Below are 23,077 nucleotides of genomic sequence, written 5' to 3'. Positions count from 1 at the left end.
GATATATGGAAAATAGAGAAAAATTATTAGTTACATCTTCTCCTCATGTGAGAAGTAAAAAAACAGTACAAAGCGAGATGAAAGATGTAATTATTGCGCTTATACCAGCTGGTATTGCAGCAGTATATTATTTCGGCTATAGAGCTTTAATATTAATATTAACATCAGTACTTGCTTGTGTACTATCAGAATATTTATTTAATAAAACAACAAAAAGAAAACAAACTGTAAAAGATCTTTCTGCAGTTGTTACAGGTATATTATTAGCCTTTAACGTACCATTTACCCTTCCAGTTTGGCAATTGGTAATAGGTGCAGTATTTGCAATTGTAGTGGTAAAAATGGCTTTTGGTGGTCTTGGACAAAATATAGTAAATCCAGCTTTAGCCGCAAGAGCATTTTTACTAGCATCATGGTCAAGCACAATGACTACATTTGTACCACCTCAAAGAGTAGCAACATTAAAATCAGTTAGTACAATATCTGCATTATCAGCAGCAACACCACTTTCAGAACCAGCTTCATATTCTGTTATGGATTTATTTTTGGGAAATATTCCAGGTTCTTTAGGTGAAGTTTCAGCACTTGCACTAATAATTGGTTTTATTTACCTACTAATTAGAGGAGTAGTAAATATAAAAATGCCACTTATTTACATAGTAACAGCAACCGTGTTAGGTGGATTATTCCAAGGATTTGATGATATACTAAAATACATCTTATCTGGTGGTATGCTTTTAGGAGCATTTTTCATGCTGACAGATTATACAACTAGCCCAGTAACACCAAATGGACAAATTGTTTATGCAATTCTTGCAGGTTTACTAACAGCGATTATTAGAGCTTTTGGTGGATATCCAGAAGGTGTAAGTTATTCTATCTTACTTGCAAATCTAGTTGTACCAATTATAGAAAAATATACTAGACCAAAAGTATTTGGTGTAGATTATAGCAAACAAAAAGGAGTGGAAAATGAATAATTTTAAATTAGGTTTAAGATTATTTGCCATTACAGCAGTGGTAGCTTTAGCACTTGCTTTTACAAATAGTCTAACAGCTCCAGTAGTTGCAGAAAATCAAGAAAAAGAATTAAAAGAATCTTTATCTGTAGTTTATCCTGCAGATTCTTATGAAGAAATAGATGTCAAAAAACCAGATACAATAGAAAATGTTTATAAAGCAATTACAAGTGATGGAGAAGGGTATGTATTCCAAATCAATTCTCCAGGTGGATATGGTGGAGATATTGAATACCTAATAGGTGTTGACAAAGACCATAACATTGTTGGATTTGCTCCATTAAATCACTCAGAGTCACCAGGATTTGGTGCGGAAATGGAAGAGGATTTCTTTAAAGAAGGAATGGTTGGAGTAAACATGGATAATGAAGTTGGCTATTCAGAAAATGGCGGAGAAAATGAAATCGTCGGCATATCTGGAGCAACATATTCAACTCAAACTATTGTAAATGGTATAAATGATGCTAGAGAAGTACTAGCTAATCTAAATTAGGAGTTATTATGGAACAACAAATAGATAAACCTATTGTAGATGAAAATACAAAGGTAAATAGCAAAAGAAAACAAAAAGTAAGTCTTGGTAAAGTGTTTTCTGATGGTATATTTAAAAACAACCCAGTCTTTGTACAATTAGTAGGAATGTGTTCAGTCCTAGGGGTTTCATCAACTATGCAAAATGCTATTGGTATGGGATTATCAGTAGTATTTGTACTTACAATGAGTAACTTAGTAGTTTCCCTACTTAGAAACTTCATTAAAGATGAAATCAGAATTCCAGCTTTTATCGTAATTATCGCAGGCTTTGTAACTATAGTTCAATTAGTCTTAAGAGCTTATGTACCATCATTGTATAAATCACTTGGTATATTTATCCCTCTTATAGTAGTAAACTGTGTAATACTTGCTCGTGCAGAAGGATTTGCTTCAAAAAATGGTCCTTTAGCTTCAATTATTGATGGACTTGGACAAGGACTTGGCTATACTATAGCTATTTCTGTTTTAGCTTTTGTAAGAGAATTATTAGGAGCAGGAACAGTATTTGGTAAAACAATAATCCCAGCAGATTATACAATTGGATTTTTACAACAACCAGCTTCATCATTTATAGTCTTAGGAATATTATTTGCAGCTTATGCAGCTCATAATAATAAAAAAGCAAGAACAACTAAATAGGGAGGGAATATGTCAGACTTATTAGCAATAATTATTGGATCAATATTTGTATCCAACTATGTTTTAGGACAATTCTTGGGAATTTGCCCTACTTTAGGTGTAACAAGCAAAGTTGATACAGCTCGTGGTATGAGTTTCGCAGTTATATTTGTAATTACTTTATCATCAATAGTAACCTGGTTTATTCAATACTACTTACTTGAGCCATTACATATAGAATATTTACAAACAGTTGTATTTATCTTAGTAATTGCATCATTAGTACAATCAGTTGAAACAGTTATGAAAAAAAATATGCCAAGCTTATATGGAGCCTTAGGTGTATTTTTACCACTTATTACTACAAACTGTGTAGTACTTGGTGTAGCTATAAAAACAATTACAAACTCTTACAATTTGCTTGAAACAATTGTATACGCTCTTTCTTCATCAGTTGGATTTATGCTAGCAATGATGATACTAGCTTACCTAAGAGAAAGAATTGCAGGAAATGATACTCCAGAAGCCTTTAAAGGTGCGCCAATGAGTCTAATTACTCTTGGTCTTATGTCAATAGCATTTATGGGCTTTGCAGGATTATAGGAGTAAAAAATGGATGAAATTTTATTAGCAGTTGTAGTTCTTGGTGTTCTAGGATTTTTATTTGCTACGCTCCTTGGACTAATTAGTTCAAAATTCAAAGTTGAAACTTCAGTTACAGAAGAAGAAGTAAGAAACGCTCTTCCAGGTGCAAACTGTGGTGCATGTGGATATCCAGGGTGTGATGGTTGTGCAGCAGCAATTGCAAAAGGTGAAGCTGCAGTAAACGCTTGTGTAATTGGTGGACCAACAACAGCAAAAGCAGTAGCAAAAGCTATGGGAGTTGAATCGGTAGAAAGCGATCAAAGAAAAGTTGCAGTTGTAAAATGTAATGGCGATTGCGAAAGTGCAAAAGATTTATTTGAATATTCAGGACTAGAAGATTGTAGAGCACAAATTGCACTTTTTGGTGGAAGAAAAGAATGTAATTTTGGATGTATTGGCTGTGGTACTTGTGAGAAAACTTGCCCATTTGATGCTATACATGTACATAATGGAGTTGCAAAAGTAGATCGTAATAAATGCGTGGCTTGTGGAAAATGCGTTGACGCTTGTCCAAAAGATATTATTAATTTAGTACCATATGATCAAAAAGCTGTAGTATTATGTTCTAATCAAGAAAAAGGTAAAGACGCTCGCAAGAAATGTGATAATGCCTGCATTGCTTGTACACTTTGTGCAAAAACATATCCAGAAGGATTTGAAATGAAGAAAAATCTATCATGTGAAAATATTAATACTGATCTAGATATAGAATTACTTAAACAAGCAGCAGATAAGTGTCCAAATTCTTGTATAGAAGTTTTTAATTAATAAGAGAAAAGATAAACCGGTTTTACCGGTTTATTTTTTTACCTATTCATAATTTGCTCTAAATTGACAACAAAAACTATAAAATGTAAACTCATATAATGAGGTATTTTTATGAAAATTAAAAAGGGAGATATAATTATTTCGCTTGCTTTATTATTATTAAGTTTACTAATGTCCTTTGGCATTTCAAATAGTAAACCAAAAACTAGTGGAAAAATTTTAAGGGTTGAACAAAATTCTAAACTTTATGGGGAGTATCCTTTAGATATAGATAGAGAAGTAGTTTTTGATGATGGAGTACATTTTAATAAAATTGTAATCAAAGATGGGAAAGCTTATATGGATGAAGCTAATTGCAGAGATCAAATATGTACTCATATGAAAGAAATCAGCATGAATGGTGAAACTATTATTTGCCTGCCAAATAGAGTTTTTTTAGAAGTAGTTGATCCTGAAAATGAAAATGATGATATTGATAAGGTGAGTAGGTAATATATGAAAGATATAAAAAAAGTAACAAATATTGGTTTACTGACAGCTATGGCCCTTGCAATTTCATTGATTGAGCATATGATCCCAATACCAGTACCTATTCCTGGAGCTAAACTTGGATTTTCAAATATGATTATTTTGATGACTCTTTATCTTTATGGATTCAAATCAGCCTTACTAGTAGGTGTATTAAAATCATTTTTATTAATGCTTATAACTGGATCTGTCACCGCATTTTTTTATTCATTAGCAGGTGCAGTTTTAGCTTCTATAGGGATGGCAGTTTCAATGAAGTTATTAAATAAATTTTCATCATTTATAGGCATAAGTGAAATAGGCGCTTTTTTTCACAATCTAGGTCAGATTTTAGTAGCTTCGGTATTTATGGGCAATATTAAAATGCTTATATATTTTCCTGCTCTTGTTATGATGGGAGTTTTTACAAGTTTTTTTGTTGGTCTTAGCGTAAACTATGTGGCTAATCATATGGATAAACTTGGTTTTGGAGAAAAAAATGTTAAACAAATCAATTAAGGACTTTAATCAAGAGGATAGACCTAGAGAAAAGCTTATAAGCAAAGGTGCAGATAGCTTAAGTGATGAAGAACTTTTAGCAATAATAATAGGTACAGGCACCAAGGAAAAAAATGTTATTGAATTGTCTAGAGAAATTTTGGAAACTTTTTCTTATGAGAGCTTGTCTGATATACAAGTAAGCGAGCTTACAAAAATCAAAGGAGTAAAATCAGCAAAGGCGAGTTCTATAGTAGCTTCTTTGAGATTTGGTCAAAGAATTGCTCAAAAAACTATGGAAAAAAAGATAAGAAAAATATCTAGTAGTGAAGATATATACAATTACTTAAAAAATGAATTGACAGATAAGAAAAATGAATATTTTTACGCTATCCTTTTAGATACTAAAAATGTTATAATATCTAAAGAAGTAATTAGTATTGGTACCTTAGATGTATCTTTAGTTCATCCTAGGGAAGCCTTTAAGCCTGCTATTAAAAAATCAGCAAAATCTATAATTTTTGCTCATAATCATCCAAGTGGAGATTACTCTCCATCAAATGATGATTTTAAAACTACCAAAAGACTAGTAAAAGCAGGGGATATTTTAGATATAGAAGTATTAGACCATATAATAATCGGCAAGGACGGTTATTATAGTTTTAAGAAAGAAAATTTTTTATAGGAGCAATGATACATGAGTTTTAAAATGGTTGCCACAGACTTTGCCATAGACCTTGGCACTAGTAATATTTTAGTTTATAAAAAAAATGAGGGAGTAATTATTAATGAGCCTTCTATGATAGTCTTAGATCAAAATAATACAAAGGTCTTAGCTATAGGAAAAGAAGCAAAAGAAATGATTGGCAAAACTCCTTCTAGTATCCATGTTGTAAAACCAATTGAAAATGGTGTTGTAACTGATTTTAACCTTACAGAAGCAATGCTAAAACATTTTTTTGATGAGGTAAATCCAGGAACATCAATAATCCAGCCTAAAATAGTAATTTGTGTACCAAGCGGCATAACAGATATAGAGTCACGTGCTATAGAAGATGCGGCTTTGCACGCTGGTAGCCGTGATATAATTTTAGTTGAACAATCGCTTGCAGCTGCATTTGGTATGGGACTTACTCCAGAAGATCCAAGAGGTATTTTACTATTAAATCTAGGTGCAGGGACAAGTGAGGTAAGTGTAATTTCTTTAAATGGAATCGTGACAAGCAAAACCATAAACAAAGGTGGAGACTACATAGATTATGCTATAATCGATTTATTTAGAGAGAAAAAACTTATGGATATAGGAAAATCTACAGCAGAAGAAATCAAGAATAATCTTTTAAGTCTAAGAGTGAAAGATGGAGAAAAATCTATGAATGTAGATGGCAGAGACTTAGTAACAGCTGCACCAAAAGCTGTAGATATAAAAAGTAAAGACTTAGTAGAATGTCTTATGCCATATGCTGATGAAATTGTAAATATGTTATACGAAGTTCTAGAAAAAATACCACCAGAATTGACAGCAGATATTAAAAAAGATGGTTTTGCACTAACAGGTGGACTAAGTATGATAAAGGGTTTACGAGAATATATTGAAAACAAACTACATCTATCATCCTATACATCCGATAATCCACAAACGGATTCAATTTTAGGAGCAGGACAAATCTTAGATGATCCAGATAGATTTTTTAAATATCGTAAGTAGGTAAAAATGGCATATAGAAGAAGAAAGAAATCTAATAAATCATTTTTAATAACAACAATAGCTTTATTAGCTACTATAGGTATAACATCTCAAACAGAAGGTTTATCAGGAGCAGGATCCAGTTTGGCAAATACAATTTTTAAACCAGTTGAGGGATTTACTTATTCACTATCATCTGAAATAATGGACCAGGTAGAAAGAACAATAGGTTCAAAAGAAACCAGAGCTGAAGTTATGAGATTGGAATCAGAAAATAGATCTTTAGTTATGGAAAATGCTAGACTTATGTCTATCATAAATAAAGAAGATTTTCTAAAAAATGAAGCAAAGACTATAGAAAATTCTCCAAATGAATTTATAAAGGCAAAAGTAGTTAATTCTGATGTGACTTCTTTGACTAGCAATTTTACTATAGATAAGGGCAAAAAAGATGGTATAAAGAAAAATGATATTATTTTACAAGCTATAGGAGATAGCAAATATTATACAGGTCTTGTTGGAAAAGTTACTGAAGTTTACCAATCAACAGCTAGAGTAGAAACAATAAATAATCAAGCAAATGATGTTTCCTTTATAAATACTAGAAGCGGAGATTATGGTGTTATAGATAAATTTACATCAAGAACCATGCAAGGTTATATGTTGGATGTAGAAAGCGAAGCAAAAAATTCTGATATACTTATGACAAGCGGACTTGGTGGAGTTTACCCATATGGAATATATATTGGAACTATAAGTAATGTTTCTATGAGTCAAGATACACTAAGAAAAAATATTACAGTAGACTCACCGGTTGACTTTTCTCATATATATAGAGTTTTAGTATTAAAAGGTGATGAAACATATAAATTAGATGAAAAGGCAGAACAAAGCGAAGGAGAGGAGAATGTAAGTGAATAAGTTTAAAACTTTTCTAGTATTTTTAGTGACGTTTATTCTCCAAACAACTATTTTTTCTAAAATTGATATATTTGGAGCAAATATAAATATAATCATACCAGCTACAGTTGCCCTATCCCAAACATTGGGAAAAAAAATTGGGCCTTATGGAGCGATGATTACAGGTCTTTTTGAAGATTTTCTATTTACAAATTTAGTTGGACCACGTGCTTTATCATACTTTCTAATAGGTTCTTTTGTATCAAGTGATAGATTTAGTTTTGCAAAAGATAAATCAACTGGCCTAATCATGACTTTTTTAGCAAGTATTTTTAATCTATTACTATTAAGCTTGATTTATTATATTTTTATGAGACAAAACAATTTTATGAATTATTTTCCAGGGCCAATGCTAGTCGAATCTGTTTTAAATACTTTAATTTACTTCATTTATTACAGGTTAGTTAAAAAGATAATGTATATTCCAACATATAGAATTTAGGAGTATAAGTAGTGAAAAAACAAAAGGAAAGACGCTTAGTAGTTATACAAGTTCTTGTAATCCTTCTAATGGCTATAATAATAGGTAAACTATTTTCAGTAATGATTAGTCAAGGAGATTATTATAGAGATCTATCAGATAATAGAAAAGTAAAAGAAGTCGATGAAATAGCTAGTCGTGGTAATATCTATGATAGAAATGGAAAAATACTTGCAACTAGCATACCATCTTTTGCTGTTCAAATTTATAAAGATCAACTCTTAGAAGAAGAGCCTAAAAAGAGAACCAGAAACTTAGCTGAGCTTGTAAATATTTTAGAAGCTGATGGTGTAAATTATACAGATGATTTTGCATTAAAACTAAACTCATTTGTGTATAAAAGAGACGAAGATTATTTTATACTTGGACAAATGCCAACAGAAGTTGTGGTTTCAACACTAATAGATAACAATCTAGTAGATGAGTTTCTAACATCAGTCTATAAAGATGATAATATTAAATACGAAACAATGAGCACAGCCTTACTTGCTTTAAAAAAACGTGGTATAGATATTCCTGCCAATGTTAGTCAGCAAGAAGGCAAGTTGAAAGTTAGTTATAGGCAAAATTCCAAAAATAAATTAAAATCAATCGGCTATAGTGAAAATGACAATCCTATAGACGTCGTAGTTGATGCGGTAGGTAATGATAGGTCAGTTTTACTATCTATATTACAAAATTCAAATGCTAGAGTTTTGGCGTACGATATTTTAAAATCAAATGATTTACTAGGCTCAATAACTATGAAGCCTTATGTTGTTAAAGCAGATGAGGATTTGATAGAAAAGAAAGCTAAGCTATCAAAAGTTTATCCAGAAGTTACATTAAAAAGTAAGGCTAGCGATGATTTTTATGAAATCGTAAAAGCCTCTACAATCAAGGATGTTTTAACAAAAGCAAATGTAAATGATGATGGATCTTATGTAATACCTGCTGATATTTTAATCCAACAACTTGAAAATAAAGGTATATATGCAAACTTTGACACAGAAGTAATAACAGAAAACGAGGATGAAAGAAATACATACAAAGTGAATGTTAAATTCAAAAACCCTCAAGCTGGTTCTCCAGTAGATGAACTAGCAAGAATTGCTGATGAAAATGGATTATTAAAACCATTAATTTTGTCAAAAGATATAAAATATATAGCCCAAAATGCCAACACTATAAATAATATATATCCTTCAATAGATATATCAGAAGATGATCCAAAAGATTGGGATTATACTTTTAATATAGAAAAAAATAATTTTTATACTTACTATGCAGGTAAAGATAAAGTCAATGATAGAGATAAGATAGTGTCTGTTCTTGAAAATGAGAAAGATGGTAAAGAAATTTTAAAGTATTTAAAGAAAATTATGGACCTAGAAGATTATTCTGATCCAGAAGCCTTAGGAATACTTACTATTGACAATCAAATCAACCGTCAAGGTAATTTTGGTTATCGTCCTATAAATTTAGTCTATAATATTGACGAATCTACAGTTTTAAAAATTGAAGAAAATATTGATGCTACTTCAGGTATACAAGTAGATACCATACCAATTAGATCATATCCAAATAGATACTTAGCTAGCCATATATTAGGATATATGGGACCTATAGCTACAGAAGAAGAGGTAGATAAATATGTAGATGAGCGTGACTATTTACGTGATGAGATAATAGGAAAAACTGGTGTAGAAGAATCTTACCAAGATAATTTAAAGGGAAAAAATGGTAAGTCTTTAGTAACAGTTGACTCAGCTGGTAACAGACGCCAAACTATATCTCAAACACCATCTGAACCAGGAGATGACTTATATTTATCAATAGATGCTGATTTGCAAGAGCAAACTGAGAAGTCTTTAGAAGGAGTTCTTGATGCTATAAGTGAAGGTTACCAATATGAGTCAGAATATGGTACATTTATGCCACTTAGACAAGCTCCTCATGCATCAAGCGGAGCAGTAGTAGTTTCAAATGTAAAAACAGGTGAAGTTCTAGCAATGGCTTCTTATCCAAACTATGATCCTAACCTATTTTCAACAGGTATTTCTCAATCAGATTGGGAAAGTTTACAAGTAGATGAAGATAGTGGACCACTGGTACCAAGACCTATGTTAAATATTGCAACACAAACTGCGGTTATGCCAGGGTCAACATTTAAGCTTGTAACATCTCTAGCTGCTCTAGAAAATGGTCTTGATCCTCAAGCAGTTATTACAGACTATGGATATGTAGAAGTAGGAGATCAAACCTTTAATAACTTAGCTTGGACAGAGTATGGTATTACCCAAGGTGAGGAAAACTTATACGGAGCAATTAGAGATTCAAATAACTATTATTTCTATGTATTAGCTCTAGGAGAAAATCCACATGATGGTAAGTCCATTGGGACAAAAGTAGACTTAAATGACATAAGAGTAGCAGCAGAAAAATTAGGACTTGATCAGCCAACTGGTATTGAAGTAAATATACCGAAAGAAACAACTGGCAATATCCCATCAATAGGCAAGAAAGTAGAAATAACTAAAACTATGCTACAAAACTATCTTGAAGATAGGTTACCAGTTTACTTAAAAGATGGCGTAAAAAAATCAAAAAGTGAATTTGAAAATGATGTTCTAGAAATTGTAAATATGACATCTAGTCCTAGCGAGTGGACTCGTAGTAAAATTATAGATTTCTTAGATGAAAAGGGATATAATGCAGAACAATCTTTAGGAGAAGATAGAGCAGGGCTTGCAGATACTATAAAATTCACATATTTAAACCAAGCTGAATGGGATATTACAGATATGCTTAATATTGTAATAGGTCAAGGTCAAAACTCTTATACACCGATACAAATGAATAGAGCTATAGCAGGTCTTACAAATGGAGGATACTTAAATAAATTAACACTAGTAGATAAGATAACCAATCATGATTCAGGGGATGTTTTATTTAATAATGTTCCACAAAGAACTAGAATAGATTTAAAAGATAAAAAATATCTAGAAGATATTAAATACGGTACACTTTTAGTATCTCAAAATAATAAAATTTTAAATCAAATGCCAGTAGATATAGGTATTAAAACAGGTACTGCAGAAGTAGAGGGCAAAAATTTAGATGGAAGTGACTATGATTCATATGCGTGGATGGTAGGTTTTGCTCCATACGATGATCCGGAAATTGCAATAAGTATTGTTCTTACTCAAGGAGATACATCTTATAATGCAACACCAATTATGAGAGATGTTATTTCAAAATATTTCGACCTAGATGTATATCTTACAAACTCTGGAGATACTCCAAACGATGCTGACATAGCAGAACTTGGAGACTCTGTAGCCAATGAGGAACAAGGTATGCCAGAAGATAAAAATAAAGACAACGAAGAAGATAATAATAAATTAGAAGAAGAAAATGCCGCAGGTGACGGCCCAGCAAACTAAAGGAATACAAATGAAAGTTTATGTAATAAATGGACCAAAATCCATTGGGAAAACAGATTTTTCAGTTAATTTAGCTGAATTTTTGCAACAGAATAATAAAGTTTTATTACTACAAGCAAAACGTGCAACAACGTCTAATATAGAAGATTATTTTCAAAAAGATGGTATGATAACTTATGACTTAGCAGACTATTTTACAGGATTAGCACCACTTGATACTATAATTGTTCATGAAAATCAAAATTTAGATTTTATAATCAGTCCACTTTTAGATGATAAATATGAGATTACTAATGTTGACTTCAATAAACTATTAAAAGAAGTTGATTATGATTATGTAATTATAGATGGGGTTGATAAAAATCTTTTGGAAAACAAAATTTCTGTAGATATTATAGGCCAAGATGATTTAAATCTAGTAAATGATAGTGATGCATTTTTTATAAATAAAGCTAGTGAAGATTTTGACATTAGAAAATATAAAGATACTATTGATAGCAAAAACAGTAAATATCTAGGATTTGTAAAAAATGGTGAATACTTTAAAAATGTAATAGAAAACTTGGTAGACGGCAGAGAAGTCGACATACCAAAATTAGGATTTTTTGAAAAATTAAAAGCTAGTTTTAGAAAATAAAAAGAAGGACTAAGTTAGATTAAAATTTCTAACTAAGTCCTCTTTTTTTGATTTTGATAATTTTTTGATAGCTATTTCTCTTTTTAATGCCTCTGATTTATTAGAGATTTCTTCATAATATACAAGATTGCAAGGTCCTTTAGCTCTAGTATATTTTGCTCCCTTGCCTGCATTGTGTAAACTTAGTCTTTTTTCTAAATTTTTGCACCAACCAGTATATAAAGAATTATCCTTGCATCTTAACATATATACATAACCATAAGTCATTTAAAAAGATCACCTACCACTATACTTATAATATCAAAATCAAAGCCTTTACCAGCAAGATACCTATAAACTTTTTGCTTATTTTCCATAGAAAAGTTATTTCGTGCTTTTTTTAAGGCAAAATAATAAGCATTTTCATATTCTTCTTTATTGCTTATTTGATCTAGATATTTATTTATTAATTCTTCATTTATATTCTTTGACTTTAGTGAGTAGAAAATTTTATTTTTAGACCATCTTGATAAATTATGCTTATCAGCAACATAAGATTTTACATAAAGTTCATCATTTAAGATTCTATATTCATTTAGAAATTCTATGGTTTTTTCTATTGTATTAGCAGAATAATCATTATCTTTTAAAATTTTTTCTACTTCAAAACTAGTTTTTTGAGCGTATGATATTTTTCTTAGAGCTAGGTTTTTTGCTCTATTTATTTCATCATTTTCTAGAATCTTTTTATATGTATCAAAATCCATCTTATCATCAATATTTAAATGTAAGTCATTGTATAGATCATAAGATATAGAAAAATCCTCACCAGAAATGGTTAGGATTACTAAGTTATATTTATCAGAATAATCTATTGCTTCAATAATCATAGACCGGCAAATGAAGCGTATGCACTATAAATAATAGGAGCTATCATAGCAACAGCAATTACTATTGCAAAAATTTTAAGTAAAGTTTTGTTATTTTTCATCAAATTCACCTCTAAATCATTCTACCATTCAAATTAAAAAATACATTAGAAGAATAATATAAAGTTTTAAAAAAAAGCTTGACAAGGGATAAGTATATGTACTATAATATATCTTGCAGTTAAGAATGCATGGATGGCCTTATCAAACGGCTTTAATTCAAATGTTAAGTTCATGTAAAAAATAAATTAAAAAAACTTGACATAAAAATTATATGCTGTATAATATATAGGGTAATGACCTGGTGGGTATGGTCCAGTTGGTTAAGACACCTGGTTGTGGCCCAGGAGGTCGTGAGTTCGAATCTCACTACTCACCCCATGCGGGATTGGCGGAATTGGCAGACGCGCTAGACTTAGGATCTAGTGAGAATTTCTCGTGAAGGTTCAACTCCTTTATCCCGCACCAATAAGACTTTAGAACCGTTGAAATATCAACGGTTCTTTTTTTATTCTTTTTTAACTTTACTATGATATAATAGTTTCATAGAATAAGTAAATAAGTAGAAATATCAAAAATTTTTAAAAACTCTTGGTTTCTATCTTTATTATAAATTTAAAATAGGTTATAATTTATATTAATAGGAGGCAGTTTTGCAAAAATTTAAAAGAGTTGTATTAAAGTTAAGTGGAGAAGCCCTCGCAGGCAATAAGGGTTTTGGATTTGATGATGAGGTTATTGAAAAAATCTGCTCATCTATAAAAGAAGTTCATAATCTAGGAGTAGAGATAGCTATTGTAGTAGGTGGTGGAAACTTCTGGAGAGGTCGTTCAGGAGCGCAAATAGAAAGAGCTAGCTCGGATACTATAGGAATGCTTGGAACAGTTATGAATGGTCTAAGAATCCAAGGAAGCCTTGAAGAAATGGGTTTGGACACTAGACTAATGACTGCTATAGATATGAAAGAAGTAGCAGAACCATATATAAGAAGAAGAGCTATAAGACACCTTGAAAAAGGTCGTATAGTTATATTTTCTGCTGGAACAGGATTACCATATTTTTCAACAGATACTACAGCTAGTTTAAGAGCTCTAGAAATTGATGCTGATGTTATCCTTCTAGGCAAAACAGGAACTGATGGAATCTATGATAAAGATCCTAATGCTTTTGACGATGCTGTAAAATATGATAAGTTGACTTATAAAGAGATTTTACAACAAGAAATCAAAATAATGGATACTACTGCAACAAGCCTTTCAATGGATAATAATATGCCACTAATAGCATTTGGAATTGATGATCCAGAGAATATGGTTAAAATTTTTAGTCAAGAAGAAGATATCGGTACAATTGTAAAGGAGAAATTTTAAATGAATTACGAAGAAATAAAATCAACAGCTGATAATGAAATGAAGGAAGCTGTAAAATCATTTGAAGGAAGAATTGCAAATATTAAAGCTGGTCGTGCATCGGAATCAGTTTTAGATGGGATAACATTTAGTTATTTCGGAAATGAAACTCCAATCAACCAAGCAGCTACAATCACTATTCCAGAGGCTAGACTTTTAGTTATTAAACCTTGGGATAAATCAAATATAGGACCAATTGAAAAAGCAATTTTAAAAGCAGATATTGGAATAAATCCTCAAAATGATGGAGAAGTAATAAGACTTCCATTCCCAACACTTACAGAAGATAGACGTAAAGAATATACAAAAGAAGTAAGCAAATATGCTGAGGATGCAAAAGTTTCTATTAGAAATAAAAGACGTGATGCTATGGATGATGTAAAGAAAAGCGAAAAATCTGGAGATATCACTGAAGATGATAGATTCTCATTAGAAGAAGAACTTCAAAATATTACGGATAAAAGTATTGACGAAGTAGAAAAATTAGCTGATAAGAAAAATAAAGAATTATTAACTGTATAATGTGGCTGATTTAGATTTAAATAAAATAAAGAACTTTTTAAATAAGGATATATCCTCAAAGAAAATAGACAGTAGGATTATGTCCTTATTTTTAAAGCAACTATCTTTACTACTTGGTGCAGGAGTAGCCCTAGATGAGAGTTTAAAGATTATAGAAGAACAAAAACTGGATAAAAAGTTAAATATTACTTTACACAATATAAATATTGAATTATCCAAAGGATTATCCGTAGACCAAGCATTTGAAATTAATAAAGAATATTTTAATCCTATGATTGTAGCTTTTATAAAAAGTGGCAGTCAAAGTGGTCGTATGTCTGAAGTTTTAGAAGAATTATCAACTTATATAGATGAGGATAGTAAAAATAAAAAAATAATTCAACAAGCTTTGGCTTATCCTTTAATAGTATTTGTTGTTATGATAATCATAATAATAGTAGTTATGAATTTTGTTTTACCTGGTTTTGAAAATGTATTTGAATCTTTTGGCAAACAATTGCCCCTTATGACAAGAATTCTAATGGGGATATCAAGATTTTTTGCAAATCGTGGATTATACCTTTTATTGATATTGGTTTTAATAATTATTAGTATTGTTTTCCTGAGAAAAGATGAAAGTATTCGTTTAAAACTAGATAAATTTCACTTCTTAAATTTGCCATTTTTCAAATATAGAAGACTTGGTTTAGAATATCAGCTTACATCTTTGCTTTATATTTTAAAAGCAGGAGATATAGATATTATAAAAAGTTTAGAAATAATAAGAGAATCATTTAACAATACATATATAAAAGAAGTTTTAAATCAGATAATTAAAGATTTAAAAAGAGGTTATAGTTTAAGCAAGTCAATGGCAGAAAAAGATATTTTTTCACCTCTATTAGTTTCTATGCTTAAAATAGGAGAGGACAGTGGAGAAATGACATTAGCCTTAAAAAAATCAAGTGATTATTTTTCTAGCGATTATATCTATAAACTAAAACACATTTCAACATTAGCAGAACCAATAATGATAATTATAATGAGTATATTAGTTGGATTTGTAGTTTTTGCAATAGCACTACCAATTTTTGAATCGGTAAATGGAATTAGTTTTTAGGAGAAAATATGAAAGATAAAAAGAAAAAGGGATTTACATTAATAGAACTTGTAATAGTCATTGCTATAATAGGTATTTTAGCTGCAATAGCTATACCAAAATACAACAATTCTAGACTTGCAGCTGCAGAAGCGGCTCATAAAAGTAATGTACAGATGTTAAAATCAGCAGCTCTTGTAAGACAAAATGAGTTATCAGGAAATCAAACAGTTACTTGGCCAACAAATGAGGATCCTAAAAATTATGTAGAAAAATGGCCGGATGTACCTGCTGGACTCAAAAATAAAAATGGAGGTCAAGTAGCAAAATCTTACACAGTAACAATATCATCTCAAAATATAAAAGTAAGTCCAGATGAAAATGATCTGACAAAATAATTGTGGAAAAATTTTATATATTTTTTGTAGGTACTATCTTTGGATCTTTTGCAAATGTAGTTATAAATCGCACTATTAGGCAAGAAAGCATAGTAAGTCCTCCCAGTCATTGTGAAAAGTGTGGACATAGGCTATATACAAAAGATTTAATACCTATAATTAGTTTTTTATTTTTAAAAGGAAGATGTAGATATTGCAAGCAAAATATAAGCAAAGATAATTTGATTTTAGAAATAATAGGTGGATTATTTGCCCTAGTGTTTTTTGATCATAATTATATACTAAAATCAATACTTTTTTATTTTGCAATAATGTTAGCTTTGATAATAGCTATTATTGACCTTAAAAGCTATGATATTTATATGATACAAATAGCTGTGTTGTCAATTTTTGGATTTATATACAGATTAAAAATTATTGGCTTTGACGTACTTTTTATAAAAAATGTTTTAATATTCTCTTTAATCTATGGAGCTATTTATTATATATCAAAAAATGGTCTTGGTGATGGAGATATTTATTATTATTTTGCTCTGTTTCTGTTTTTAGATAATAGTAAATTATTGTATTTTATCCTTATTTCACTTTGGCTTGGTGCCATATCAGGTGGATATATTGCTATAAAAAACAAGTCGACTAAGGTAGAAATACCATTTTGCATATATATTTTTATCTCGTTTTTAATAATAAATTTGCCGGGGATTTAAAATATGAAAAAGCATGGATTTACTCTGATAGAGTTAATTGTAGTTTTAACAATAATGTCGATTGGTTTGGGTATTGGGGCATTAAAGTTTAAAGTTGTGGATAGCTTTAAAGCTAATAGTGAAATTCAAACTATGATAAATGATGTAAATTTTGCTAAAATGAAAGCATTATCCACTGGTAGAGCTTACCAACTTGTTTTGAATAATTATTCCTATACTATAAAACCCAAAGGCGAAGAAAGTAAAGACGATATTATATATAGGAAACTTAATTATTTAGAAATTGGATTTAATGAAAAAAATTTCTCAAACCTTATAACATATACTGCAAGTGGTAGTATTTCAAATGCAGGTACTATATACATAAAAAGAAAAGATGATCTAGACATAGATCAGGTTTATAAGCTTGTATCAACTGTAGCAGGAGGGCATACTAGAATTGAAAAAGACTGGGTTTACTCTGATTGAAACTTTGTTCGCCTTAGCAATACTAACACTTATTGCAATTTTACTCTTACCATCACTTAATAATTTGATAAAAAGCTCAAATGCTCTAAAAGAAGATAGTAAAGTTATTTTTGCACTAGAAGAAGCTATAGAAGTAGAAAAACTAAATACAGTAAATGGTGAGCTTTCTTACGATGAAAGTATTAGGAATATTAATGGATATGATATATCAATAAATAGAGAGCAATATTCTAAAAATTTAGATAAAATTTCAGCTAGTTTTGGTAGATACCATTTAGAAGTTATTGAGGATAATTATGAGAAAAAAAGGCTTTACTCTCGTTGAACTTTTAGCTAGTATAGCTATTATATCTTTACTCATTGTAGTTACAAGCGCTATTTTTTCGATTAATATAAAAGCTAGTAAAAATGCTTATGAAAATGAAGTGAATTATAAAGAGACAGTAGTTGCGATGATGTATATAGAAAATGTGATAAGAGGATCCCATAAGATTGAGCTAATAGAAGATACTGGAGAAACAAATTTTAAAGCTTACATTCTAGATGAAAATAGCAATAAAATCTCAAGTGTATACTTTAAAACTTCCAAATCATCTGATGGTAATAATTATTTAATGGCTGTTAGAGATAATATTTCAAAAACTACAGATGATGTATTCGATTCTACTATTAAAAGCGGAACAATTAGAATCGCAAAATGCAAAGATTTATATGTAAAATATGATTTATCTAATGACATAGCTACTATTATTTTAAATAAAAATGATAGAAAGCTAAGATTTGAAAGCAAGATCTATCTTGGAGATAGATTATGAAGAAGGGTTTTATATCAATATATACGCTAATTATTTTTCTTATTCTATCTTTAACAATTACTTTTATTTATACTCAAAATGAAAATACAAATGAGTACATAAATGACCTGTACAATAAAAAACAGGCTCAATATCTGGCAGAATCTATCTTAAACATTTATATAGATAGCAATTATGAAAAAATAAAAAATGAAATTTTAAAAGATAATGAATATTATAAAAATGAAGATAGAAAATCTTATTGGGTATCAGAAGATGGAAAAGTAAGTTATAATGGAAATACTTATTATTTAAAGATAGCTTATGTGAAAAGGAATGATGATCCAAAGCTTTCGGATGTATATAGAATAGAAACAAGTAAAATAAATGTTGGAGATAGTGTTGCAAGTGCGCAAGCTATTTTCAAAGTCATTGATTCAAAAGAGCAATTAGATAAAAAAGATATAAAATTAATGGCGAAGTATACCTATTAACTTTTATATTGTAAGGGTATAGGTATAATAATGTATGTATAAAAATATAAGGAGTAAAAATGAAAATATTAGTAATCAATTGTGGAAGTTCATCACTAAAATACCAATTATTTAACATGGAAAATGAAGAAGTAATGGTAAAAGGATTAGTAGAAAGAATCGGTATCGAAGGTAGCCGTCTAGTACAAAAAAATAATGGCGACGAATTTGTAATCGAACAAGCAATGGAAAACCATACTCAAGCGGTATCTCATGTATTTGATGCACTTATCGATAGTGAAAATGGAGTTATCGATAGCCTTGAAGAAATTGATGCTGTAGGTCACAGATTTGTACATGGTGGAGAAAAAATGACAAAATCTGCTTTAATTACAGATGAGGTTAAAGATGCTATTAATGAAGCCGCAAAATTTGCACCACTTCATAATCCAGCAAACTTAATGGGACTAAAAGCTTGTGAGGAATTATTACCAAATGTACCAAATGTAGCAGTATTTGATACAGCATTCCACCAAACAATGCCAGCAAAAACATATCTTTATGGTATAGAATATAAATATTATGAAGAAGATGCTATTAGAAAATATGGTTTCCACGGAACAAGCCACAATTACATTACAAATAGAGCAGCAGATTTACTAGAAAAATCAGTTGAGGATACAAATATTATTTCAGCTCACTTAGGAAATGGTTCATCAATTACAGCAGTAAAAAATGGAAAATCATTTGATACAACTATGGGACTTACTCCATTAGAAGGACTTGTAATGGGAACTAGATCTGGTGATTTAGATCCTGCAGTAGTAACATATATCGAAGAAAAAGATGGCGTTTCAGCTGATGAAATGAACAATATATTAAACAAAAAATCAGGTGTACTTGGAGTTTCAGGTGTAAGTTCAGACTTTAGAGACCTCGAAGATGCAGCTAAAAATGGAAATGAAAGAGCACAAGTTGCATTAGATATGTTTACAACAAGAACTAAAAGATATATTGCAGGATATATGGCAGAATTAGAAAATGTAGATGCTATAGTATTTACTGGTGGTATTGGTGAAAATTCAATCGAAATGAGAGAAGATATACTAAAAGGATTTGAACAATTTGGTATAAAAATAGATCCAGAGGCTAATAATATTCGTGGTGGAGAACATGTAATTTCTACAGCTGATTCTAAAGTGAAGGTTATGGTTATTGCTACTAACGAAGAGCTTATGATAGCAAGAGATACACAAGATTTAGTTAAATAAATACCTTGACATCGGGGATAAGTCAATATATAATATAAAAGATTGCTAAAACTGATAAGAGGAGGTGTAACGATGGCAGTACCAAAAAGAAGAACATCAAAAACTAGAAAAAATAAAAGAAGAGCCTCAGCTTATACTTTGAACAGATCAAACTATGTTGAGTGTCCAAATTGCCATGAGCCAAAACTTGCTCACAGAGTTTGCCCAAACTGTGGAGAATATAAAGGCCAAGCAATAATTGATGTAGAATAAGATAGTGTTTTAGCACTATCTTTTTTTATACAAAAAAAGAGGAAAATATGAAAATATTAATTGATACTTTTGGAGCGGATGGAGGAGTAGAACCCATAATAGAAGGGACCATTAAAGCCCTTGAAACAAGAGATTTTATACCGGTTTTTGTAGGAAATGATAGAGAAATAAAATTATTAGTTCGTGATAGAATAAAAAACTATGAAATACTTCCTACAAATGAGTTTATTTCAAACGATGAAGATCCAGTAAGATCTATAAGAAGAAAAAAGGATGCTTCCATAGTTTTAGCATATGAAAAATTAAAAGAAGATGGATATGATGGATTAATTTCAGCTGGTTCTACAGGAGCACTACTTGCTGGCGGATTATTTATTCTAGGTAGAATACCGGGTATAAAAAGAGCTTGCCTAGCGGTAGGAGTTCCATCATTAAATGATGAGATTACACTTTTAATGGATACTGGAGCAAATATGGACTGTAAAGCAGAATTTTTATACGAATTTGCTTTAATGGGAAAAGTATACTTAGAAAACGTAATGAATGTGAATAATCCCAAAATTGGTCTATTAAATGTAGGAGTTGAAGAACATAAAGGGAATGCTCTTAGTAAAGAAAGCTACAAACTTTTAAAAGATTCTAATATGAATTTTACTGGAAATATTGAAGCTCGTGACTTATTTTATGGAAAAGTAAATGTAATAGTTGCAGATGGTTTTGATGGAAATATAGCTGTAAAAACAGCAGAAGGCGTTTTAAAATCTGTTGGATCAGAGCTTAAAAAAATAATTTATAAATCCAATAAGAACAAAATTGCAGGAGCAATACTAAAAAATGATATCAAATCATTAGCAGGTAAATTTAGCCCAGATGAAGTTGGAGGAGCACCTTTACTTGGGGTAAAATCTTATGTATATAAAGCCCACGGAAATACAAATGCAACAGCATTTTCAAATGCAATCTTGGGCTTATTAAATTATATAGATATGAATGTAATAGAAAAAATTGAAGGAGAATTAAATGGTAATAGATGAGTTAACACAACTTGCTAATAACAATCTTGATATAGATTTTACTGAATTAGATATGAGTACAAAATTATCAGACCTTGACATAGATTCTATTGATATGCTTGATTTCATTATGCTTATTGAAGAAAAATATGGCATAGAATTTGAAGAAGATGAACTAGATGAAATTGAAACTCTAGATGATATAGCAAGTCTTATAGAGAGTAAACTTTAATGATATCACAAGCACGTTTAGAACAAATTAAAGAATTTGAAGATAAGATTGGCTACACATTCAATGATAAATCATTGATAGATGTAGCCTTTACTCATTCTTCCTATACAAATGAAGCAAAGATAAAAGCAAAATCTAATGAGCGTTTAGAATTTCTAGGAGATAGTGTATTAGACTTAGTAGTTAGTGAAGTTTTATTTAAAAATTATAATAATAAACCCGAAGGTTGGCTTACTAAAACCAGATCACGCCTAGTATGCACTGATTCTTTTGCCAAAGCTAGTGAAAAATATGATTTAACAAGTTATTTAAATTTTGGCAAAGGTGAAAAACAACATGGGGGTCAGCTAAAAAAACATGTAAAAGCAGATACATTTGAAGCTGTTTGTGCTGCAATCTATTTAGATGCAGGTTTTGCCTATCTATATAAATTTTTAGTAGAAAATTATATGGAAGATGCAAAAGAAATAATTGATGATGATACTATTTTTAATGATTATAAAACTAAGCTTCAAGAATACCACAATGCCCATGACAAAAAAATATTAAGATATACCTTAGTTAAACAAGAAGGACCAGAACACGATAAGCTATTTACTATGCAAGTAAAGGTAGGAAATAAAGTATTAGCAACAGGTATTGGTAAGAATAAGAAAAAAGCAGAACAAGATGCAGCGAAAAACGCTTATGAAAGAATAAAAAATGACTAAAAAAGAGTATATAATACCCATATTCATTCCCTTTTTAGGTTGCCCACATGATTGTGCTTTTTGTAATCAAATAAAAATTACAAATTATAAGGATAAGATGGAGCCTAGCAAGGTGATAGGTGAAATAGAAAAAAATTTAGCGTATTTTCCTAAAAATAACAATTTAAAAGAAATTGCATTTTTTGGTGGATCCTTTACAGGACTTGATAAAGATGTAATGGTAGGCTACTTAGAAATTGCAAAAGAATATAAAGAGAAGGGAATTATTGATAGAATCAGACTTTCAACTAGACCTGATTATATAAATAATTCTATTCTTAATATCTTAAAAGAATATAAGGTAGATATAATAGAGCTGGGTATTCAATCTTTAAGCCAAGATGTTTTAGATGCTAATGAACGTGGTCATAGTGTAAAGACAAGCTATGAAGCTTCACAAATGATAAAAGATTATGGATTTACCTTAGGTCACCAAATCATGCCTGGACTTTTTAATGATACTTATAAAAAAACAATAGATACAGTTATAAAATCTATAAAAATAGGTCCAGATATTGTTAGAATTTATCCAACACTTGTCATAAAAGATACAAAATTAGAGGTGTTATATAATGAAGATATATACCATCCTTTAACAATCGATCAAGCAGTAAAAATTTCTGCTGAGGCTGCTATGCTATATAAATATGCGGGGGTAAATATTATAAGGATAGGCTTGCAGACAACTGAGAATATAAATGAAGGAGCGGATGTAGTTGCAGGTCCTTTTCATCCAGCTTTTAGACAATTGGTAGAAGCAGAGATATATAGAAAATATATTGAAGAAATTATAAATTGTAATAGCTTAGAAGACCAGCTAACAATTTTACAAATAATCGTAATATTTCATTAATTGCTGGCAATAATAAAGCTAATAAAGAGTACTTTTACAATAAATACAAAATAAAGTTGAAATTTAAAGCAAGCAACAAAGAATTTATCCTATATAACGATAAAAAAATAGAATTTAATGTGGATAGATTTATAGAGAACTATGTAAAAGAAAACTACGGCGGTGATTTAC

Annotated in this window: 30 protein-coding genes and 2 tRNA genes; 30 read left to right on the top strand and 2 right to left on the bottom strand. The window is 30.2% G+C overall.

Annotated features, from left to right (window positions below; all coding sequences use genetic code 11):
- Positions 1 to 5 precede the first annotated feature (5 nt).
- From DY249_RS04890 to DY249_RS04830, 13 genes are all read left to right on the top strand, one after another.
- Entirely contained in the window at positions 6 to 980 is a 975-nt protein-coding gene (locus DY249_RS04890; RefSeq protein ID WP_115595368.1) for an RnfABCDGE type electron transport complex subunit D, read from the top strand.
- Positions 973 to 1,512, top strand: a complete 540-nt coding sequence (locus tag DY249_RS04885) for an RnfABCDGE type electron transport complex subunit G (protein ID WP_115595367.1) — start codon at positions 973 to 975, stop codon at positions 1,510 to 1,512. Before DY249_RS04890 ends, DY249_RS04885 begins: the two co-directional genes overlap by 8 nt.
- 8 nt (positions 1,513 to 1,520) lie before the next feature.
- Positions 1,521 to 2,192, top strand: a complete 672-nt coding sequence (gene rsxE, locus DY249_RS04880; protein ID WP_101540608.1) for an electron transport complex subunit RsxE — start codon at positions 1,521 to 1,523, stop codon at positions 2,190 to 2,192.
- Positions 2,193 to 2,201: 9 nt separating this feature from the next.
- On the top strand, positions 2,202 to 2,774 hold the full coding sequence (locus DY249_RS04875; protein ID WP_101540609.1) for an electron transport complex protein RnfA: 573 nt from the start codon (positions 2,202 to 2,204) through the stop codon (positions 2,772 to 2,774).
- A 9-nt stretch (positions 2,775 to 2,783) separates the two neighbouring features.
- Positions 2,784 to 3,584 carry an RnfABCDGE type electron transport complex subunit B gene (locus tag DY249_RS04870; protein WP_115595366.1) on the top strand — a complete coding sequence of 267 codons (801 nt, stop codon included), beginning with the start codon at positions 2,784 to 2,786 and terminating at the stop codon, positions 3,582 to 3,584.
- A 111-nt stretch (positions 3,585 to 3,695) separates the two neighbouring features.
- Positions 3,696 to 4,076, top strand: coding sequence for a NusG domain II-containing protein (locus DY249_RS04865; protein WP_101540611.1), 381 nt, complete (start codon positions 3,696 to 3,698; stop codon positions 4,074 to 4,076).
- Positions 4,077 to 4,079: 3 nt separating this feature from the next.
- Positions 4,080 to 4,610 (top strand): Gx transporter family protein, encoded by a 531-nt coding sequence (locus DY249_RS04860; protein ID WP_115595365.1) that lies wholly within the window; start codon positions 4,080 to 4,082, stop codon positions 4,608 to 4,610.
- A complete protein-coding gene (gene radC / locus DY249_RS04855; RefSeq protein ID WP_101540613.1) occupies positions 4,591 to 5,274 on the top strand; it encodes a RadC family protein in 684 nt (227 codons plus the stop codon). Before DY249_RS04860 ends, radC begins: the two co-directional genes overlap by 20 nt.
- A gap of 12 nt (positions 5,275 to 5,286) precedes the next feature.
- On the top strand, positions 5,287 to 6,297 hold the full coding sequence (gene mreB, locus DY249_RS04850; RefSeq protein WP_115595364.1) for a rod shape-determining protein: 1,011 nt from the start codon (positions 5,287 to 5,289) through the stop codon (positions 6,295 to 6,297).
- A gap of 6 nt (positions 6,298 to 6,303) precedes the next feature.
- Positions 6,304 to 7,197, top strand: coding sequence for a rod shape-determining protein MreC (gene mreC / locus DY249_RS04845; protein WP_115595363.1), 894 nt, complete (start codon positions 6,304 to 6,306; stop codon positions 7,195 to 7,197).
- Positions 7,190 to 7,678, top strand: coding sequence for a rod shape-determining protein MreD (gene mreD, locus DY249_RS04840; protein WP_115595362.1), 489 nt, complete (start codon positions 7,190 to 7,192; stop codon positions 7,676 to 7,678). The genes mreC and mreD overlap by 8 nt, the downstream gene beginning before the upstream one ends.
- A gap of 11 nt (positions 7,679 to 7,689) precedes the next feature.
- Positions 7,690 to 11,142 carry a penicillin-binding transpeptidase domain-containing protein gene (locus DY249_RS04835; RefSeq protein WP_115595361.1) on the top strand — a complete coding sequence of 1,151 codons (3,453 nt, stop codon included), beginning with the start codon at positions 7,690 to 7,692 and terminating at the stop codon, positions 11,140 to 11,142.
- Between the two features lie 10 nt (positions 11,143 to 11,152).
- Positions 11,153 to 11,779, top strand: a complete 627-nt coding sequence (locus tag DY249_RS04830) for a P-loop NTPase family protein (RefSeq protein WP_115595360.1) — start codon at positions 11,153 to 11,155, stop codon at positions 11,777 to 11,779.
- A gap of 9 nt (positions 11,780 to 11,788) precedes the next feature.
- On the opposite strand, the gene DY249_RS04825 is transcribed toward DY249_RS04830, so the two are convergent.
- Together DY249_RS04825 and DY249_RS04820 are read right to left on the bottom strand one after the other, a co-directional pair.
- Positions 11,789 to 12,046 carry a GIY-YIG nuclease family protein gene (locus tag DY249_RS04825; protein ID WP_101540619.1) on the bottom strand — a complete coding sequence of 86 codons (258 nt, stop codon included), beginning with the start codon at positions 12,044 to 12,046 and terminating at the stop codon, positions 11,789 to 11,791.
- Positions 12,043 to 12,648: a regulatory protein RecX gene (locus DY249_RS04820; protein ID WP_115595359.1), complete on the bottom strand. Its 606-nt coding sequence runs from the start codon at positions 12,646 to 12,648 to the stop codon at positions 12,043 to 12,045. Before DY249_RS04820 ends, DY249_RS04825 begins: the two co-directional genes overlap by 4 nt.
- Positions 12,649 to 12,991: 343 nt before the next feature.
- Here DY249_RS04820 and DY249_RS04815 point away from each other — a divergent pair.
- The 17 genes from DY249_RS04815 (at position 12,992) to DY249_RS04735 (ending at position 22,906) form a co-directional block, all read left to right on the top strand.
- A tRNA-His gene (locus tag DY249_RS04815) sits at positions 12,992 to 13,068 on the top strand.
- A gap of 1 nt (position 13,069) precedes the next feature.
- A tRNA-Leu gene (locus DY249_RS04810) sits at positions 13,070 to 13,155 on the top strand.
- A 185-nt stretch (positions 13,156 to 13,340) separates the two neighbouring features.
- Positions 13,341 to 14,057 (top strand): UMP kinase, encoded by a 717-nt coding sequence (gene pyrH, locus DY249_RS04805; RefSeq protein WP_101540621.1) that lies wholly within the window; start codon positions 13,341 to 13,343, stop codon positions 14,055 to 14,057.
- Entirely contained in the window at positions 14,058 to 14,618 is a 561-nt protein-coding gene (gene frr, locus DY249_RS04800) for a ribosome recycling factor (RefSeq protein ID WP_101540622.1), read from the top strand.
- Positions 14,619 to 14,697: 79 nt separating this feature from the next.
- Positions 14,698 to 15,717, top strand: coding sequence for a type II secretion system F family protein (locus tag DY249_RS04795; RefSeq protein ID WP_115595974.1), 1,020 nt, complete (start codon positions 14,698 to 14,700; stop codon positions 15,715 to 15,717).
- 8 nt (positions 15,718 to 15,725) lie between these two features.
- Positions 15,726 to 16,094 carry a prepilin-type N-terminal cleavage/methylation domain-containing protein gene (locus tag DY249_RS09420; RefSeq protein WP_101540623.1) on the top strand — a complete coding sequence of 123 codons (369 nt, stop codon included), beginning with the start codon at positions 15,726 to 15,728 and terminating at the stop codon, positions 16,092 to 16,094.
- Between the two features lie 2 nt (positions 16,095 to 16,096).
- On the top strand, positions 16,097 to 16,801 hold the full coding sequence (locus DY249_RS04785; RefSeq protein ID WP_172540060.1) for a prepilin peptidase: 705 nt from the start codon (positions 16,097 to 16,099) through the stop codon (positions 16,799 to 16,801).
- A gap of 3 nt (positions 16,802 to 16,804) precedes the next feature.
- Positions 16,805 to 17,269, top strand: coding sequence for a type II secretion system protein (locus DY249_RS04780; protein ID WP_101540625.1), 465 nt, complete (start codon positions 16,805 to 16,807; stop codon positions 17,267 to 17,269).
- Positions 17,241 to 17,594: a competence type IV pilus minor pilin ComGE gene (comGE, locus tag DY249_RS04775; RefSeq protein WP_101540626.1), complete on the top strand. Its 354-nt coding sequence runs from the start codon at positions 17,241 to 17,243 to the stop codon at positions 17,592 to 17,594. Before DY249_RS04780 ends, comGE begins: the two co-directional genes overlap by 29 nt.
- Positions 17,566 to 18,084: a type II secretion system protein gene (locus DY249_RS04770; RefSeq protein ID WP_101540627.1), complete on the top strand. Its 519-nt coding sequence runs from the start codon at positions 17,566 to 17,568 to the stop codon at positions 18,082 to 18,084. Before comGE ends, DY249_RS04770 begins: the two co-directional genes overlap by 29 nt.
- Positions 18,081 to 18,557: a hypothetical protein gene (locus DY249_RS04765; protein ID WP_101540628.1), complete on the top strand. Its 477-nt coding sequence runs from the start codon at positions 18,081 to 18,083 to the stop codon at positions 18,555 to 18,557. The genes DY249_RS04770 and DY249_RS04765 overlap by 4 nt, the downstream gene beginning before the upstream one ends.
- 59 nt (positions 18,558 to 18,616) lie before the next feature.
- On the top strand, positions 18,617 to 19,807 hold the full coding sequence (locus DY249_RS04760; protein ID WP_101540629.1) for an acetate/propionate family kinase: 1,191 nt from the start codon (positions 18,617 to 18,619) through the stop codon (positions 19,805 to 19,807).
- A gap of 72 nt (positions 19,808 to 19,879) precedes the next feature.
- Complete coding sequence (rpmF, locus tag DY249_RS04755; RefSeq protein ID WP_101540630.1) at positions 19,880 to 20,059, top strand: 50S ribosomal protein L32; 180 nt, start codon at positions 19,880 to 19,882, stop codon at positions 20,057 to 20,059.
- Positions 20,060 to 20,106: 47 nt separating this feature from the next.
- A complete protein-coding gene (plsX, locus tag DY249_RS04750; RefSeq protein ID WP_115595356.1) occupies positions 20,107 to 21,093 on the top strand; it encodes a phosphate acyltransferase PlsX in 987 nt (328 codons plus the stop codon).
- Positions 21,080 to 21,304, top strand: a complete 225-nt coding sequence (locus DY249_RS04745; protein ID WP_101540632.1) for an acyl carrier protein — start codon at positions 21,080 to 21,082, stop codon at positions 21,302 to 21,304. The genes plsX and DY249_RS04745 overlap by 14 nt, the downstream gene beginning before the upstream one ends.
- Complete coding sequence (rnc, locus tag DY249_RS04740; RefSeq protein ID WP_101540633.1) at positions 21,304 to 22,014, top strand: ribonuclease III; 711 nt, start codon at positions 21,304 to 21,306, stop codon at positions 22,012 to 22,014. Before DY249_RS04745 ends, rnc begins: the two co-directional genes overlap by 1 nt.
- The gene (locus DY249_RS04735) at positions 22,007 to 22,906 is read left to right on the top strand and encodes an elongator complex protein 3 (RefSeq protein ID WP_245943528.1); all 900 of its coding nucleotides are present in this window, start codon (positions 22,007 to 22,009) and stop codon (positions 22,904 to 22,906) included. Before rnc ends, DY249_RS04735 begins: the two co-directional genes overlap by 8 nt.
- Positions 22,907 to 23,077: the final 171 nt, after the last annotated feature.

This window comes from Anaerococcus octavius (genome assembly GCF_900445265.1).
GTDB lineage: Bacteria > Bacillota > Clostridia > Tissierellales > Peptoniphilaceae > Anaerococcus > Anaerococcus octavius.
The sequence above is the reverse complement of the archived record's forward strand: the minus strand, read 5'-3'. Positions and strand labels throughout refer to the sequence as shown.

Coding starts and splice junctions, on each gene's coding strand:
- DY249_RS04890 (WP_115595368.1), top strand. CDS start 6: ATGGAAAATAGAGAAAAATTATTAGTTACATCTTCTCCTCATGTGAGA.
- DY249_RS04885 (WP_115595367.1), top strand. CDS start 973: ATGAATAATTTTAAATTAGGTTTAAGATTATTTGCCATTACAGCAGTG.
- rsxE (WP_101540608.1), top strand. CDS start 1,521: ATGGAACAACAAATAGATAAACCTATTGTAGATGAAAATACAAAGGTA.
- DY249_RS04875 (WP_101540609.1), top strand. CDS start 2,202: ATGTCAGACTTATTAGCAATAATTATTGGATCAATATTTGTATCCAAC.
- DY249_RS04870 (WP_115595366.1), top strand. CDS start 2,784: ATGGATGAAATTTTATTAGCAGTTGTAGTTCTTGGTGTTCTAGGATTT.
- DY249_RS04865 (WP_101540611.1), top strand. CDS start 3,696: ATGAAAATTAAAAAGGGAGATATAATTATTTCGCTTGCTTTATTATTA.
- DY249_RS04860 (WP_115595365.1), top strand. CDS start 4,080: ATGAAAGATATAAAAAAAGTAACAAATATTGGTTTACTGACAGCTATG.
- radC (WP_101540613.1), top strand. CDS start 4,591: ATGTTAAACAAATCAATTAAGGACTTTAATCAAGAGGATAGACCTAGA.
- mreB (WP_115595364.1), top strand. CDS start 5,287: ATGAGTTTTAAAATGGTTGCCACAGACTTTGCCATAGACCTTGGCACT.
- mreC (WP_115595363.1), top strand. CDS start 6,304: ATGGCATATAGAAGAAGAAAGAAATCTAATAAATCATTTTTAATAACA.
- DY249_RS04830 (WP_115595360.1), top strand. CDS start 11,153: ATGAAAGTTTATGTAATAAATGGACCAAAATCCATTGGGAAAACAGAT.
- DY249_RS04825 (WP_101540619.1), bottom strand. CDS start 12,046: ATGACTTATGGTTATGTATATATGTTAAGATGCAAGGATAATTCTTTA.
- DY249_RS04820 (WP_115595359.1), bottom strand. CDS start 12,648: ATGATTATTGAAGCAATAGATTATTCTGATAAATATAACTTAGTAATC.
- frr (WP_101540622.1), top strand. CDS start 14,058: ATGAATTACGAAGAAATAAAATCAACAGCTGATAATGAAATGAAGGAA.
- DY249_RS04795 (WP_115595974.1), top strand. CDS start 14,698: ATGTCCTTATTTTTAAAGCAACTATCTTTACTACTTGGTGCAGGAGTA.
- DY249_RS09420 (WP_101540623.1), top strand. CDS start 15,726: ATGAAAGATAAAAAGAAAAAGGGATTTACATTAATAGAACTTGTAATA.
- DY249_RS04780 (WP_101540625.1), top strand. CDS start 16,805: ATGAAAAAGCATGGATTTACTCTGATAGAGTTAATTGTAGTTTTAACA.
- DY249_RS04770 (WP_101540627.1), top strand. CDS start 17,566: ATGAGAAAAAAAGGCTTTACTCTCGTTGAACTTTTAGCTAGTATAGCT.
- DY249_RS04765 (WP_101540628.1), top strand. CDS start 18,081: ATGAAGAAGGGTTTTATATCAATATATACGCTAATTATTTTTCTTATT.
- DY249_RS04760 (WP_101540629.1), top strand. CDS start 18,617: ATGAAAATATTAGTAATCAATTGTGGAAGTTCATCACTAAAATACCAA.
- rpmF (WP_101540630.1), top strand. CDS start 19,880: ATGGCAGTACCAAAAAGAAGAACATCAAAAACTAGAAAAAATAAAAGA.
- plsX (WP_115595356.1), top strand. CDS start 20,107: ATGAAAATATTAATTGATACTTTTGGAGCGGATGGAGGAGTAGAACCC.
- DY249_RS04745 (WP_101540632.1), top strand. CDS start 21,080: ATGGTAATAGATGAGTTAACACAACTTGCTAATAACAATCTTGATATA.
- rnc (WP_101540633.1), top strand. CDS start 21,304: ATGATATCACAAGCACGTTTAGAACAAATTAAAGAATTTGAAGATAAG.
- DY249_RS04735 (WP_245943528.1), top strand. CDS start 22,007: ATGACTAAAAAAGAGTATATAATACCCATATTCATTCCCTTTTTAGGT.